The organism is Pseudorhodobacter aquimaris (assembly GCF_001202025.1).
In the GTDB taxonomy this organism is placed as follows: Bacteria; Pseudomonadota; Alphaproteobacteria; order Rhodobacterales; family Rhodobacteraceae; genus Pseudorhodobacter; species Pseudorhodobacter aquimaris.
In genome coordinates, this window is sequence record NZ_LGHS01000067.1 from 121,080 (window position 1) to 134,402 (window position 13,323).

At 59.8% G+C, this 13,323-nt stretch carries 13 protein-coding genes; 6 read left to right on the forward strand and 7 right to left on the reverse strand.

Annotated features, from left to right (window positions below):
- Positions 1-30 precede the first annotated feature (30 nt).
- The 4 genes from AKU94_RS13120 to mazG form a co-directional block, all read right to left on the reverse strand.
- On the reverse strand, positions 31-837 hold the full coding sequence (locus AKU94_RS13120) for an SPOR domain-containing protein (RefSeq protein WP_050527709.1): 807 nt from the start codon (positions 835-837) through the stop codon (positions 31-33).
- 189 nt (positions 838-1,026) lie between these two features.
- Positions 1,027-1,968, reverse strand: a complete 942-nt coding sequence (locus AKU94_RS13125) for a nucleoside hydrolase (protein WP_050527710.1) — start codon at positions 1,966-1,968, stop codon at positions 1,027-1,029.
- Positions 1,969-2,089: 121 nt separating this feature from the next.
- Positions 2,090-3,097, reverse strand: coding sequence for a Fe(3+) ABC transporter substrate-binding protein (locus AKU94_RS13130; RefSeq protein WP_050527711.1), 1,008 nt, complete (start codon positions 3,095-3,097; stop codon positions 2,090-2,092).
- Positions 3,098-3,201: 104 nt separating this feature from the next.
- Positions 3,202-4,032, reverse strand: a complete 831-nt coding sequence (gene mazG, locus AKU94_RS13135; RefSeq protein WP_157056547.1) for a nucleoside triphosphate pyrophosphohydrolase — start codon at positions 4,030-4,032, stop codon at positions 3,202-3,204.
- A gap of 61 nt (positions 4,033-4,093) precedes the next feature.
- Between mazG and AKU94_RS13140 the strand changes: the two genes are divergently transcribed.
- The 6 genes from AKU94_RS13140 (at position 4,094) to AKU94_RS13165 (ending at position 9,616) form a co-directional block, all read left to right on the forward strand.
- Positions 4,094-5,257 (forward strand): M20 aminoacylase family protein, encoded by a 1,164-nt coding sequence (locus AKU94_RS13140; protein WP_050527712.1) that lies wholly within the window; start codon positions 4,094-4,096, stop codon positions 5,255-5,257.
- Positions 5,258-5,291: 34 nt separating this feature from the next.
- Positions 5,292-6,257 (forward strand): agmatinase, encoded by a 966-nt coding sequence (gene speB, locus AKU94_RS13145; RefSeq protein WP_050527713.1) that lies wholly within the window; start codon positions 5,292-5,294, stop codon positions 6,255-6,257.
- An 11-nt stretch (positions 6,258-6,268) separates the two neighbouring features.
- On the forward strand, positions 6,269-6,685 hold the full coding sequence (locus tag AKU94_RS13150; RefSeq protein WP_232295767.1) for a DUF1499 domain-containing protein: 417 nt from the start codon (positions 6,269-6,271) through the stop codon (positions 6,683-6,685).
- 54 nt (positions 6,686-6,739) lie between these two features.
- Positions 6,740-7,792 (forward strand): peptide chain release factor 1, encoded by a 1,053-nt coding sequence (gene prfA / locus AKU94_RS13155; RefSeq protein WP_050527715.1) that lies wholly within the window; start codon positions 6,740-6,742, stop codon positions 7,790-7,792.
- Complete coding sequence (gene prmC, locus AKU94_RS13160; RefSeq protein ID WP_050527716.1) at positions 7,789-8,625, forward strand: peptide chain release factor N(5)-glutamine methyltransferase; 837 nt, start codon at positions 7,789-7,791, stop codon at positions 8,623-8,625. The genes prfA and prmC overlap by 4 nt, the downstream gene beginning before the upstream one ends.
- Before the next feature lie 256 nt (positions 8,626-8,881).
- On the forward strand, positions 8,882-9,616 hold the full coding sequence (locus AKU94_RS13165; protein WP_050527717.1) for a DUF4167 domain-containing protein: 735 nt from the start codon (positions 8,882-8,884) through the stop codon (positions 9,614-9,616).
- A gap of 640 nt (positions 9,617-10,256) precedes the next feature.
- On the opposite strand, the gene AKU94_RS13170 is transcribed toward AKU94_RS13165, so the two are convergent.
- The 3 genes from AKU94_RS13170 to AKU94_RS13180 all read right to left on the reverse strand — a co-directional run bounded on the left by AKU94_RS13170 (position 10,257) and on the right by AKU94_RS13180 (position 13,309).
- Positions 10,257-11,036, reverse strand: coding sequence for a Bax inhibitor-1/YccA family protein (locus AKU94_RS13170; RefSeq protein ID WP_050527718.1), 780 nt, complete (start codon positions 11,034-11,036; stop codon positions 10,257-10,259).
- A 222-nt stretch (positions 11,037-11,258) separates the two neighbouring features.
- Positions 11,259-11,954 (reverse strand): UTRA domain-containing protein, encoded by a 696-nt coding sequence (locus AKU94_RS13175; protein WP_050527719.1) that lies wholly within the window; start codon positions 11,952-11,954, stop codon positions 11,259-11,261.
- Complete coding sequence (locus AKU94_RS13180; RefSeq protein ID WP_050527720.1) at positions 11,951-13,309, reverse strand: formimidoylglutamate deiminase; 1,359 nt, start codon at positions 13,307-13,309, stop codon at positions 11,951-11,953. The genes AKU94_RS13175 and AKU94_RS13180 overlap by 4 nt, the downstream gene beginning before the upstream one ends.
- Positions 13,310-13,323: the final 14 nt, after the last annotated feature.

Genomic DNA, 13,323 nt, shown 5'->3' on the forward strand with positions numbered 1-13,323 from the left:
AAAAGCCGGGCGCGCAGGCCCGGAGCCGGATTACCGCGAAACGAAATATGCATCGCTAAAGCCGAGTGATTTTACTTTTGCCAAGGTTGCGTTGCGATCTGCAGCGGCGACGGGGCCGGCTGTCACACCCCAAAAGGTCTTGCCCTGACTGCTGTCTTTGGTGACAGTGGCCGCAATCCCGGCTTTTTCCAAGGTAGAAGCGGCACGGGTTGCATTGGCCTCAACGCTGAAAATCCCGATCTGGACACGGTTCTTGGCGCTTTTGGCGGCGGGCCGTGCGGCGGGTTTCGGAGCGATATTGTCAAGTGCGGCACTGGCGGTGGCAACCGGATCGATTGTGCTGGTTTCCACCGTTTCATTGGCCGAAAGAATCGGGCGGGCGGCATCGGGGGTCTCGACGGGGACTTCCTCACGACGCAATGCGGTTACGCTAATCGCGGTTGGTCGCCCGGCCAGAATGCCCAAAGCTGTCGCCGCATCAGATGATATTTGCAACGCAGGGCCGGGGTTAATGCGTTCACGCCGGAACAGCGCGCCGATCACAAATTTGCCATTGGCCGGGTTGCGCAGGATCACCCGCTCTGGATCAACCGCATCGGGCGAGGCGACCCAGACACCCCCCAGCGAGGGGCGACCGTCCCAAAGGGCCTCATCGCTGACCTGAAAGACCTGCGGCGCCTCGACATCGCGGTCAACCAGCCGGATAGAGGTTGCAGAAGTCACCTCATCGGCGTTTTTATCTTTGCTGGCAAAGGGGTTGCCGACACTTTGACAGGCGGTCAGGCCAAGTGCCGCCGCCGAAGCCAAAAGAATAACCCTGATTGTTGCTCGTGCCATGTGCTGCCTTTATTCCCACGCGAATTCTGTGCCGCGTTTGTTTGGTTCTGTTCGGGGGCTGCGATCTGTACCGCGCGCGCGTTAACCCCCTTGGCGCACCATATCGCGATGCGCCTTGCGTGGGAAGTGCCACAGAGGATTTCGGCAAAAATTGGCATCCGGTTTTTGCGGGGCTAATCGCGCCTGTTATCAAAAACGGCCGATGCGTTCGGTCAAAAGGGCAAAAAAGCCCTCGGCATCGACATCGCCGATAAACAGCGCATTTTCCGCCCTGTCGGTCACTCCCCACCAATCGGCCACGGTCATGCCCAATGTCAGTGCGGATTGCGTCTCGATTTCGACATTGACCTTGCGACCGGAAAACAACCCGGGCTGAAGCAGCCAGGCAATCACGCAAGGGTCGTGCAAAGGCGCGCCCTCTGATCCGTATTTCTCCTTGTCGAAACGTTCAAAGAAATCCGTCCATTCCGCGACCATCCGGCCCGGTTCCGTGCCCATATCACGAAAGGCCTGAACACGCGGGGCGGTTGTCAGGGCCTTATGGGTGACGTCCAGCGGCATCACCGTCAGGGGCGTGCCACATTTGAACACGACAGCAGCGGCCTCGGGGTCGACGTAGATATTGAACTCGGCTGTGGGGGTGATGTTGCCCACCTCGAAATAGGCGCCGCCCATCAGCACAATCTCGGCGATTTTCGGTGCGATATCAGGAGCGCGTTGGAGGGCGGTGGCGATATTGGTCAGCGGCCCTAGCGCGCAAAGCGTGACAGCGCCCGCATCCTCGGCCCGCAGGGTGTCGATGATGAAATCCACCGCGTGCTGCTCTTGTAGGGGCATTTGAGGCGCGGGCAGCTGTGGCCCGTCCAGCCCGGTCTTGCCGTGAACATGCTCGGCGGTGACCAGCTTGCGCGTCAGGGGCGCGTCGCAACCGGCAAAGACCTTGGTATCGGGCTTGCCCGCCAGTTCACATATGATGCGGGCGTTCTTGGCGGTCAGTGCCAGCGGCACATTGCCCGCAACGGCGGTGATTCCCAGCACCTCCAGCTCTGCCGGGCTGGCCAGCGCCAGCAGGATGGCGACGGCATCGTCTTGGCCGGGATCGGTGTCGATGATGATTTTACGCGCTGCCATAAACCCTCTCAGAATTCTTTGGGCCAACAGACCGCAGGAAGGATGCCTTGTCCATGCCAAAAACCGGAGGCATGTACGCCCCCGGTCCCGTGAAGTAATTTGATGTTGGTTCGGCCGCTGATCAGCCGTCGAAATCGATCTCTTCGATGATGTGCAGGGCGGCAGGGCGTGCCTTGGCCACATCGGTCAGGTTGATGCTGTCGGCGGTGAAGTCACCCCAGCTTTGCACGATTTCCGAACGGGCAACGCCGTCCTTGACGGGGAATTCGTGGTTGGTTTCGGCATAGATCTGCTGTGCCTCATCACCGGTCAGCCATTCCATGAACTGCAAGGCTTGTTCCTTGTTCGGCGCGGATTTCGTCATCGCCACACCGGAAACGTTCAGATGCGTACCGCTGCCTTCAAAGGTAGGGAACACGATACGGACAGAATTTGCCCATTCTTGCTGTTCCGCATCATCCATCATCTTGCCCATGTAATAGGTGTTCCCGATGGAGATATCACATTCGCCTGCCCAGATCGCCTTGACCTGATCGCGGTCGCCGCCGACGGGCTTGCGCGCCAGATTAGCCTTCACGCCTTCGGCCCAGGTTTTCGCAGCTTCTTCGCCGTGATGGGCGATAACGGCCCCCAGCAGCGCGATGTTATAGTCGCTGGTGCCGGAACGGGAACAGATGCGGCCCTTCCATTTGTCCGAGGCCAGATCCTCATAGGTGGTGACTTCGCCATCCGCGACCCGGTCCTTGGAGGCATAGACGATCCGCGCACGTGAGGTGACGCCGAACCAATGATTATCGGCATCGCGCAATCCGACGGGGATATTGGTGTTCAGCACATCCGAGGTTACGGGCTGGGTCACGCCTGCATCGACGATCTCGGTCAGCCGGGCGATATCAACTGTCATCACCAGATCGGCGGGGCTACGGTCGCCCTCGGCAACCAGACGCTCGGCCATACCTTTGCCAACGAAGGCGATGTTTACATCAATGCCGGTTTCTGCGGTAAAGGCGTCGGCCAAGGGCTGGATCAACTCTGGCTGGCGGTGGGAATAGACGTTTACCTCATCGGCAAGCACGGGCAGTGCGGTGCTGGCAAGCGCGAGGGCGGCGGTGGACAAGCGAAGAAACATTGTTGACCTCTTTAGTCTGAATTTTCTGAACTCCTTAAACCCGACTCTTTTACTCCGGTCAATGGCTGACTTTATTTATCAAGATGAGTACGCAGTGTTTTAAGTCATTTCTTTTCCTCGGCCTTTGCGCGGTCCCAAAGGGTGTCCATCTCGGCCAGATCGCTTTGCGCCGGGGTTTTGCCTGCCTCGGACAAAAGCTGTTCGATGCGGCCAAAACGGCGGGTGAATTTCTGGTTTGCCGCGCGCAAGGCTGCCTCAGGATCAATGTCGAGGTGGCGGGCAAGGTTGGCCATGACGAACATCAGATCGCCAAACTCCTCGGCCTGTTCCTGCGAACCCATCGTGTCGCGTGCCTCAACCAATTCCCGCGATTCCTCGAGTATCTTATCCAGAACGCCGGTGGTAGAGGGCCAGTCAAACCCCACCCGCGCCGCCCGGTTTTGCAGCTTGACCGCACGGGTCAGCGCGGGCAGGCCAAGGGCGACCCCGTCCAGAACTCCGGCGGGGCCGCGCTCGGCCGCCTTGATCGCTTCCCAATCGGTGGTTTGTTGTTCCGGGGTTTTGTCGCGTGCGGTATCACCGAACACATGCGGGTGACGTGCGATCATCTTGTCGCAGATCGCCGCCGTGACGCTGTCAAAGGAAAAGAGACCGGCCTCCTCGCCCATCTGGGCGTGATAAACCGTTTGCAGCAGTAAATCGCCAAGCTCCCCTTCCAATTCGTCCCAGGCCTCGCGGGTAATCGCATCGGCGACCTCATAGGCTTCCTCGATCGTATAGGGCGCGATGGTGGCGAAATCCTGTTCAATATCCCAAGGGCAGCCGGTATCGGGATCGCGCAGGCGGGCCATGATTTCAAGCAGGCGCGGCAGGCCACCTTGCGGGTCCGCGATCAGGGCTTCACTTTGCGGGCGGGACAGGCGCGGTTGGGCCATTGCGGTTCCTTTCAAATTGCGGTCTTGTGGCGCATATACCATGCCCCCGAAGGAGGAAACCATGCCCGTGTTGAATGCCATTGCAGGCGCTGCCGAGGAGATGAAGGGCTGGCGCCATCATCTGCACCGGCATCCGGAATTGGGGTTCGAGTGTCAGGAAACGGCGGCCTTTATCAAGGCGCGCTTGCAGGACTTCGGCGTGGACGAGGTGCATGACGGCATTGCCACCAGTGGCATCGTTGCCATTATCAATGGCGGTGCCGAGGGGCCGGTCATTGGTCTGCGCGCCGATATGGATGCCCTGCCCATCACCGAAGAGACGGGGGCGGAATATGCCTCAACCCATCCGGGCAAGATGCATGCCTGCGGGCATGACGGCCATGTGACCATGCTCTTGGGGGCGGCGAAATACCTTTGTGAGACGCGGCGTTTTTCGGGCAAGGTTGCGCTGATATTCCAGCCGGCCGAGGAGAACGGCGGCGGTGGCGGGGTGATGGTCCAAGAGGGCATCATGGACCGGTTCAATATCGCCCAAGTTTACGGCATCCACAATATGCCCAATATGCCCTTTGGTCAGTTTGATACCACATCAGGGGCGCTTATGGCCTCGGTCGATACGGTGACTGTGATGGTCAAAGGCAAGGGGGGCCATGCCGCCACGCCGCATGTTTGTATTGATCCGGTGGTGGCGATCACCGGCATGGTACAGGCGCTTCAGTCCATCGTCTCGCGCAATGTCTATGCGCTGGATGAGGCGGTGATTTCGGTGACGCAAATCCATGCCGGTTCGGCTAATAACATCATCCCCGAAAGCGGCTGGTTCTGTGCCACGATCCGCTGTTTCAACCCCGAGGTCCGCGCCCTGATCAAGCGGCGCATCCATGAGGTTATCGCGGGGCAAGCCCAATCTTATGAGGTAGAGACCGAGGTGGAATATGACTGGGGCTATCCGGCCACGATCAACCACGCCGATCAGGCGCAATTTGCCCTTGCTGTCGCGGCCGAGATCGCAGGAGAGGCCGGCATCAACCCTGACGCGGCCCGCCAGATGACGGCCGAAGATTTCAGCTATATGCTGGAGGCGCGCCCCGGTGCCTATCTGTTCCTTGGCACGGGTGAGGGCGCGGGGCTGCATCATGCTGCCTATGATTTCAACGACCAAGCCGCCCCGATCGGCGCCAGTTTCTTTGCCCGTTTGGTAGAGCGCGCACAGCCCTTGGCGTGATTGGCCAAAACCCTTAGGATCAAAAGGAAAACCGATGGCACTGGAAGATGCGAAAAACGAGGTGGACGGCGCTTTTACCCGCAAGGACATGCGCGGGTTGGCCTTTGAGAATGCCTTTGCCGGTGCTACGTCATTCTTGCGCCGCCGCTATACCAAGGATCTGGCGGGCGTCGATCTGGCGATCACCGGCGTGCCCTTTGATCAAGCCGTCACCCACCGCCCCGGCACCCGCTTTGGCCCCCGCGCGATCCGCGAGGCAAGCGCCCTGCAGCCTTTCGATCCGCCCTACGGCTGGCCGACCTCTCCGCTTGAGGATATGGCGATTGTGGACTACGGCGATCTGGCCTTTGACTATGCCCATACGCCCAGCTTTCCGGGGCTGTTGACGGCGCATATTGCGGGGATCCTCAGGGCTGGGCCGGGGGTGATCACCCTTGGCGGCGATCACTTTATCACCCTACCGATCCTGCGGGCCTATGCCGAAAAATACGGGCCAATGTCGGTTATCCATTTCGATGCCCATTCCGACCTTTGGGCCGATGATGATATGGAGCGTATCGACCATGGCACCTTCTTTTACAAAGCGGTGAAAAGCGGGATCATTGATCCGAAAACCAGCGTGCAAATCGGCATTCGTACCCATTGTGACGACTATCTCGGGGTGGAATATATCGATGCGCGCACGGTGCATGAAGAGGGCGTCGCCCATACGGTTGCCCGCGCCAAAGAGATCGTGGGCCAAAACCCGACCTATGTTACCTTTGATATCGACTGCCTTGATCCCTCGGCCGCCCCCGGTACGGGCACGCCGGTCTGGGGCGGCTTGCACACCTGGCAGGCGGCGGCCTGTCTGCGTGATCTGGCCGGTATCAATATGGTCGGCGGCGATGTGGTAGAGGTCTCTCCGGCCTATGACACATCGGGCGCTACCGCGATTGCAGGCGCACATGTCGCGCATGAGCTGATCTGCCTTTACCACTGGGCGCAGCACCGCAAATGAAGGGATCCATCATGATAATCGCCGTTTTCCTGTTGGTCCTTGCAGGGCTGTTCGGGTATATCCGTTTCGCGCCCTCTGACGTGGCGCGCTGGCATATCGAACCCACCAGCAGCGCGCTGTGGCCGCAAGCCGCGCCGCCAGATGACGTGCAGGCCCAGATTGGCAGCGCCACGCTTTACCTTCCCGATGTCAGCCTTGCACAGGTTGATGCCGTGGCCATGGCCACCCCGCGCACCACCCGTTTGGCCGGAGGTGTGGACGAGGGGCGCATCACATGGATCACCCGCTCGGCGCTTTGGGGCTTTCCCGACTACATCACGGCGCAAGCGGGGCCGGATGGCGTGCGTATTCTGGGGCGGCTGCGTTTTGGCAAATCGGATATGGGGGTCAATGCGGCACGTCTGCGTGAATGGCAGTCGAAACTTTAGCGCAACGCCCATGCCCTCTTGACCTGCGCCAAGCCTTAGGACACACCCTGAAAAATGGTCCCAATAGATACGCTCGCCCAAATCACCCAACGCTTTGAGTTCATCGAGGCAAAGCTCTCTGCCGGTGCGCCGCCTGCGGAAATCGCCAAGCTGAGCCGTGAATACGGCGATCTCAAACCCGTGGTCACCCAGATCAACGCCTATCTGGCCGGACTCGATGATCTGGCCGAGGCCGAGTTGATGCTCAAAGACCCCGAGATGCGCGGCTTGGCCGAGGAAGAAATCCCCAGCCTGCGCACGGCCATCGAAGAGATGGAAACCGCCCTGCAACTGGCGCTTTTGCCGAAAGATGCCGCCGACGCGCGCCCCGCGATTTTGGAAATCCGTCCCGGTACGGGTGGCGACGAGGCGGCGCTTTTTGCCGGTGATCTGCTGAATATGTACCGCCGCTATGCCGAGACGCGCGGCTGGACCTTTGAGATCCTCGAGTTGCAGGAAAGCGATCTGGGCGGGATCCGTGAGCTGACGGCGCATATCAAGGGCGAAGGCGTCTTTGCGCGGATGAAATACGAATCCGGTGTGCACCGTGTTCAGCGGGTGCCGGAAACTGAAAGCGGCGGGCGGGTGCATACGTCGGCGGCGACCGTGGCCGTGTTGCCCGAGGCCGAGGATGTGGATATCGACATCCCCGCCTCGGACATTCGCATCGACACGATGCGCGCCAGTGGGGCGGGTGGCCAGCACGTCAACACCACCGATAGTGCGGTACGCATCACCCATATCCCGACCGGAATTATCGTGGTCTCTGCAATGAAATCACAACACCAGAACCGTGTAGCCGCGATGCAGGTGCTACGCGCGCGGCTGTTTGAGGCAGAGCGTGACCGCGTAGATGCCGCCCGTTCCGCCGATCGTAAGGCACAGGTGGGGTCCGGTGATCGATCAGAGCGCATCCGCACCTATAATTTTCCGCAGGGTCGGATGACCGACCATCGTATCAACCTGACGCTTTATTCGTTGGGGCAGATTATGGGTGGTGATCTGGATGGGGTGATTGATGCGCTGATCTCGGATGATCAGGCACGAAAACTGGCAGAGATGGAATGAACATTCTGGCGGCGCGCCGGGCCGCAGTGGCGCGGCTGGCAGCGGCGGGCGTGCCGGACGGCGCGCAAGATGTGGCGATACTGCTGGCGCATGTCTTGGGGGCATCGCGGGCGGATCTGGCGCTGCTGTCGCCGCAAACCTTGCTGTCGCCTGCGCAAATCACCGCGTTTGAGGCCGCCATTTCGGCCCGTGCCGCACGCCAGCCCTTGTCGCATATTACCGGTCAGCGGCTGTTCTGGGGGCGGTCTTTTGTCGTGACGCCGGATGTACTGGACCCGCGCCCCGAAACCGAGACGCTGATCGCCGCCGCGCTTACGCATCCCTTTGCCTCGGTGCTGGACCTTGGCACCGGATCGGGCTGTATTTTGCTGAGCCTGCTGGCAGAGCGCGCAGATGCGCGCGGTGTGGGGGTGGATATCTCGGCGCCCGCGCTGGCGGTTGCGGCGCGCAATCAGGCGCGGCTTGGGGGCTCGGCCGAATGGGCGCAGGGCAGTTGGTTTGATCCGGTGCAGGGGCGCTTTGATCTGATCGTCTCGAACCCGCCCTATATCGCCGCCGATGAGATGGCGGCCCTTTCCCCCGAGGTGCAGGGCTGGGAGCCGCATTTGGCCCTGACCCCCGGCGGGGACGGGCTGGCCCCTTACCGCACGATCAGCGCCGCCGCACCCGAATATCTGACCGCAGGAGGCAGGTTATTGGTAGAGATAGGCCCAAGTCAGGGTGCGGCGGTCACGGCGCTTTTCAAGGCAGCAGGTTTTGAGCGTGTAGAGATTCTCTTGGATCTGGACGGGCGCGATCGTGTGGTTTTGGGGTACCTTCCAAATGCGGTTTAACCCGGTTTTGCGACAAACAGGCAGGAAATCGCTTGTTCTTTAGCAATATAACCCAAAAAAGCAGCAGTTTTCACTTGTCAGGCCGCCATGGCATCGTTAGACAAATGGGTGTGACAGGGGCTTGCTCCGGTGAAATCCGGCTCTCATCCCCGCGCGCAATGCCAAAAATGCCCGATGCTGCCGACGACAGGTAAGACGTGTCTTTCCAGACCGCCGGAGCATAGCAAAGCCAGATTGATCTGGATCAAAGGACAAGATGAGATCTTCCAAGTCCCGCTCGCGTTCGAAATCGAACCGCCCGCGCACCCTCGGTAATATCACGAACCGTGTCTTCGACAGCTCCGGCCCCGATGGCAAGGTTCGCGGTACGCCGCAGCAAATCATTGATAAATACCTGATTTTGTCGCGTGATGCGCAGCTGTCGAATGACCGCGTAAACGCCGAGAATTTCTTGCAGCATGCAGAGCATTACACGCGCCTGCTGGCCGAGGCGCAGCGGGAGCTGGCAGCCGAGCAGGAGGCTAGGCGTCAGCAAGACAGCCACAACCAGCAGCAAAATCAGAACCGTGAAAATCAAAACCGGGATCGCAACTCTGATCGGGGTGACGGCGCGCAGCCAAATGCCCGTGAGGATCGCAGTGAAGCCTCGCGAGATGAGAACGTGCGTGACGACCGTCGTGATGATCGCCGCAACAGGCAGCTAAACCGTCCGGCAGAGTCGGCATCGTCGGAGGTCATCGATTCCAAATCGGATGAGAATGAAGGCGGTCTGGTCGACACACCGGAAACGCGTCGTCCTCGGGCGCCGCGTCGGCCGAAAATGAAGCCGGAAGCTGCCGCGGTTGAAGCCCCGGAAAACGGTCCAGAAGCGAGCGAGCCCGCTGCAGAAGTAAAACCTGCGCGCAAACCACGTGCACCGCGCAAGCCCAAAGCCGAGGTCGCTGAGACGTCGGCCCTGTCGTCGGCATCTGATGCCGAGGCCGCCGAATAAGGAAAAGCAGGGCAGGATTTAAGCCCATGCGACAGTTTTAAATGTCTTGCACCCCGTCAATCGTCTGGCGGGGTGTTTTCTTTGTGGCCAACCATCTGACTGCGCTTGCTTTTATCAAAAATTTTCAGTCGGGACAAACACGGCTAAAACACCCGGCTGGAGGCGCTCTTGGTGATTGATGGAGGGATAAACCGTGAAAATGTTCGGCCGCTATGTCGAGTCACCAAAGCGCCAGTGAGGTCTACATTCTGCGTGTGGTTGGCGTGTGGTTCCTGGCCCAGTCGCCTTTCAGCTGTGCATGTTACGTCATTACCTGCCTTGGAATATCACATTGGGTTTCCGAATTAGACGCGCCTGCGGCATTCGTCCGAATAGGATATCGCCATCTTCAGAACCTTTAACCCATCATACAGGTTAACTGCGGCTCTGTGTTTCAGTCCTGAAGTCGCTTTGATGAAAAGTCCTGGGCGTCCATATCGTTGAGAACAGGGGCGAGCATCGGGCGTTTCCCATCCTCACGTTCGCGACATGGCTATTCGACGCGGGCCTGCGTCATGCAACAGACGGTCAGATATAGAAAAACCCTGCCAAGTCATGTGCTCGGCAGGGTCGATGTTCCCTAGCAAAAGTGGGAGAGAATTTACTCTCTGTTCCCCAAAAAGCTCAGCAAGAACATGAACATGTTGATAAAGTCGAGGTAAAGACGCAGCGCACCCATGATGGCCGATTTGCCCAACCACTCGCTATCTCCATGCTGTGCGTGGGCGATATATTCGTTCTTGATAGACTGGGTGTCATAGGCGGTCAGCCCGGCAAAAATCAAAACGCCAATGGTCGAAATCGCAAAAGCCAATGCCGAAGAGGCAAGGAAGATGTTCACGATCATCGCCACGATCAAACCGATCAGGCCCATCATCAGGAATGTGCCCATACCCGACAGATTCTTCTTTGTGGTGTAGCCGTAAAGCGACAGACCCGCAAAAGCGATGGAGGTGATCAGGAATGTCTGTGCAATGGATGCGCCCGTGTAGACGAGAAAGATCGAAGAGATCGAGAGCCCCATCAGCGCGGCATAGACGTAAAAGAACAGCTGGGCCGCGCCGGTGGACAGCCGGTTGATCATCGCACTAAAGGCAAAGACCATCGCCAACGGCGCAAACATCACCACCCATTTTAGTGGCGACAGATAGATCGCCTGACCCAGCGAAGTCAGCATGGTGCCATTGCCCATCTGCACGGTCGCAAGGTTCGGGTCGGTTGTTGTGGCAAGGCCGGAGATCGCCCAAGCCGCAGCACCTGTCAGCAACATGCCAACCGACATGAGCCCGTAAACCTTGTTCATATGGGCGCGAAGCCCGACATCAATCTGCGCGGAGCGGGTGCCGGCGCCGACCGAATTGATAGTTTGATATTCAGCCATTAAAGCCTCCGGTTACAACTGTTTGCAGCCCTGACAACTTGTCGGGCCACCTAGAATGAATATCGGGTGTAGGGGGTGCGATATCAAGTGTTTCTCTTGGTGAATTTGTAGCGGTTGGTTGAAAATCTGCTGGAATCCGTAATTCCGGGGATGCGCCCGGGCGTCGGTCGCCAATCTGGGGCAAAGTTTAGCGATGGGTTCAGGGCGCTTGAATTGGTGGCGTCAGATTTCCGCGCGCATCTGATAGCCGGGAATATAGCACAGCCGCACCGAGGTAATCGGTAAGGCTGCTGCCCATGTGGTTCGGTCAAGCGTGAAAAGCGGCGCACCAATAGGGCAATCGAGCCATTTCGCTGTGGCTTCGGGCGCGGCCATCGCACCAAAGGCAAAGCTGCCGGCGGAAAAGGCGGCGTTTTGCACCAGCCATTCATTCGCACTTATCTCGGTCAGGTCGGTCTGGGCAATCTCTGGCACCACTTGCAGGTTGATCCAGCGATCTTCCAGACAAAAGGGCGCATCATCTGCTAGATGCAGTGCGAGAACATGGACCATTGGCGCGTCGGGCTTTTTTAAAGACAGCTTTTCGCAAATCTCGGGCGGGGGTGTGGCCTCGCGCGTGGACAGCAAACGGTAGTTATAGCTTTGCCCACGCCCCTCCACATCCTGTCGGATGATGGGGATTTCCAACGTGGCCTTGCGCACAGGGTTAAGCGGCACACGCGTGCCCGCCTTGCGCCGGCGTTCCAATAATCCCGCCTCGGCCAGATCCCGCAGCGCCCGGTTCACGGTGCCGCGTGAACAGCCCAGTTCCTCGGCCAAATCGGCCTCATGCGGGATTTGGCCACCGGGGGGCCATTCGCGCGAGCGGATGCGGCGCAGCGCTTCGGCTTGAACGGATTGCCAGGTGATGATTGTCATAGGTCCCGCAATTTGGTGACGCAGGCCGTGTAGGCCGCGGTGATGGCATCGTGGTCATGGTGCTGCCCTCCGCTGACCAGATGGCGGCCTGCCGACCAAGTGTCGGTGATCATACGGTCGTCGCCCGCAAAGATAAAGGCGTCGAGCGTGGTATCGCCCTGATGCCCGGCCATATCCGGACTAGAGGCATCAAGCGCCACCAGATCGGCCAGCTTGCCAACCTCGATTGTGCCCGCATCGCGCCCGCCGGCCTGCGCGCCGCCCTTTGCGGCGGTTTCAAACAGGACCCGACCGGTGGACTTATCCGCCGTGGCCAATGCCGCGCGCGAACGGTCACGCAGGCGCTGGCTGTAATCAAGCGTGCGCAGCTCTTCGGAGAGTGAAATCCGGATGTTGCTATCCGATCCGATCCCCCAACGCCCGCCTGCCTGCGCAAAGGCAACCCCGTCAAAAATTCCGTCCCCCAATGAGGATTCGGTGATCGGGCAAAGCCCTGCCACCGCGCCGGTCGCGGCCAAGCCCTTGGTTTCATGTGGCTCCATTTGTGTGCAATGGATCAGGCACCAGCGTGCATCCACATCGGCATTGGCCAGCAACCATTCGGTCGGGCGCGCGCCGCGATGGGCCAGAACCTCATCCACTTCGGCGGTTTGTTCGGCCAGATGCATATGGATCGGCGCATCAGGGCGCAGGGTTGCGGCGAGGGCAAGCGCCTCCTTTGAAACGGCGCGCAGCGAATGGGGGGCGAGGCCCAGAACCGTATCGGCGGGCAGGGTCTTTATGGCCGCAGCGGCCCCCTCCAGCAAATCCACGAACTCCTCGGGCGTATTGCCAAAGCGGTTCTGACCGGGGCCAAGCGCACGCCCATCACAACCGCCGAACTGGTACAGCACCGGCAGCATGGTCAGCCCCAGCCCCGTCCGCGCCGAGGCCGCCGCAACCCGTGCCGCCATTTCGGCGCGGTTGTCATAGGGGGTGCCGCCGGGGGCGTGGTGGAGATAGTGGAATTCTGCGACGGCGGCATAGCCCGCCTCGGCCATTTCCATTTGCACAAATGCGCTGATCGCCTCCACATCCTCGGGCGTCAGCCGGTCGAGGAAGCGGTACATCAACTGCCGCCAAGTCCAGAAGCTGTCGCGTGGGTCGGGGCCGCGCCGTTCCGTCAGCCCCGCCATAGCACGTTGAAACGCGTGGGAATGCAGATTGGTGGGTGCCGGAAGCAAGGTGCCAACACGCGTGCCTTGTGGGGATGCGCCCGCCTCAACCGCTGTGATCCGCCCGCCCGAATGGGTGACTGCAACGTCTTGCGCCCAGCCATCAGGTAAAAGCGCTTGCTCTGCATAAATGATCGACATTTTTGGTTCCACCC

Excerpts from the sequence above, each read along its gene's own strand:
- AKU94_RS13120 (WP_050527709.1), bottom strand. The coding sequence starts at position 837 with ATGGCACGAGCAACAATCAGGGTTATTCTTTTGGCTTCGGCGGCGGCA.
- AKU94_RS13125 (WP_050527710.1), bottom strand. The coding sequence starts at position 1,968 with ATGGCAGCGCGTAAAATCATCATCGACACCGATCCCGGCCAAGACGAT.
- AKU94_RS13130 (WP_050527711.1), bottom strand. The coding sequence starts at position 3,097 with ATGTTTCTTCGCTTGTCCACCGCCGCCCTCGCGCTTGCCAGCACCGCA.
- mazG (WP_157056547.1), bottom strand. The coding sequence starts at position 4,032 with ATGGCCCAACCGCGCCTGTCCCGCCCGCAAAGTGAAGCCCTGATCGCG.
- AKU94_RS13140 (WP_050527712.1), top strand. The coding sequence starts at position 4,094 with ATGCCCGTGTTGAATGCCATTGCAGGCGCTGCCGAGGAGATGAAGGGC.
- speB (WP_050527713.1), top strand. The coding sequence starts at position 5,292 with ATGGCACTGGAAGATGCGAAAAACGAGGTGGACGGCGCTTTTACCCGC.
- AKU94_RS13150 (WP_232295767.1), top strand. The coding sequence starts at position 6,269 with ATGATAATCGCCGTTTTCCTGTTGGTCCTTGCAGGGCTGTTCGGGTAT.
- prfA (WP_050527715.1), top strand. The coding sequence starts at position 6,740 with ATGGTCCCAATAGATACGCTCGCCCAAATCACCCAACGCTTTGAGTTC.
- prmC (WP_050527716.1), top strand. The coding sequence starts at position 7,789 with ATGAACATTCTGGCGGCGCGCCGGGCCGCAGTGGCGCGGCTGGCAGCG.
- AKU94_RS13165 (WP_050527717.1), top strand. The coding sequence starts at position 8,882 with ATGAGATCTTCCAAGTCCCGCTCGCGTTCGAAATCGAACCGCCCGCGC.
- AKU94_RS13170 (WP_050527718.1), bottom strand. The coding sequence starts at position 11,036 with ATGGCTGAATATCAAACTATCAATTCGGTCGGCGCCGGCACCCGCTCC.
- AKU94_RS13175 (WP_050527719.1), bottom strand. The coding sequence starts at position 11,954 with ATGACAATCATCACCTGGCAATCCGTTCAAGCCGAAGCGCTGCGCCGC.
- AKU94_RS13180 (WP_050527720.1), bottom strand. The coding sequence starts at position 13,309 with ATGTCGATCATTTATGCAGAGCAAGCGCTTTTACCTGATGGCTGGGCG.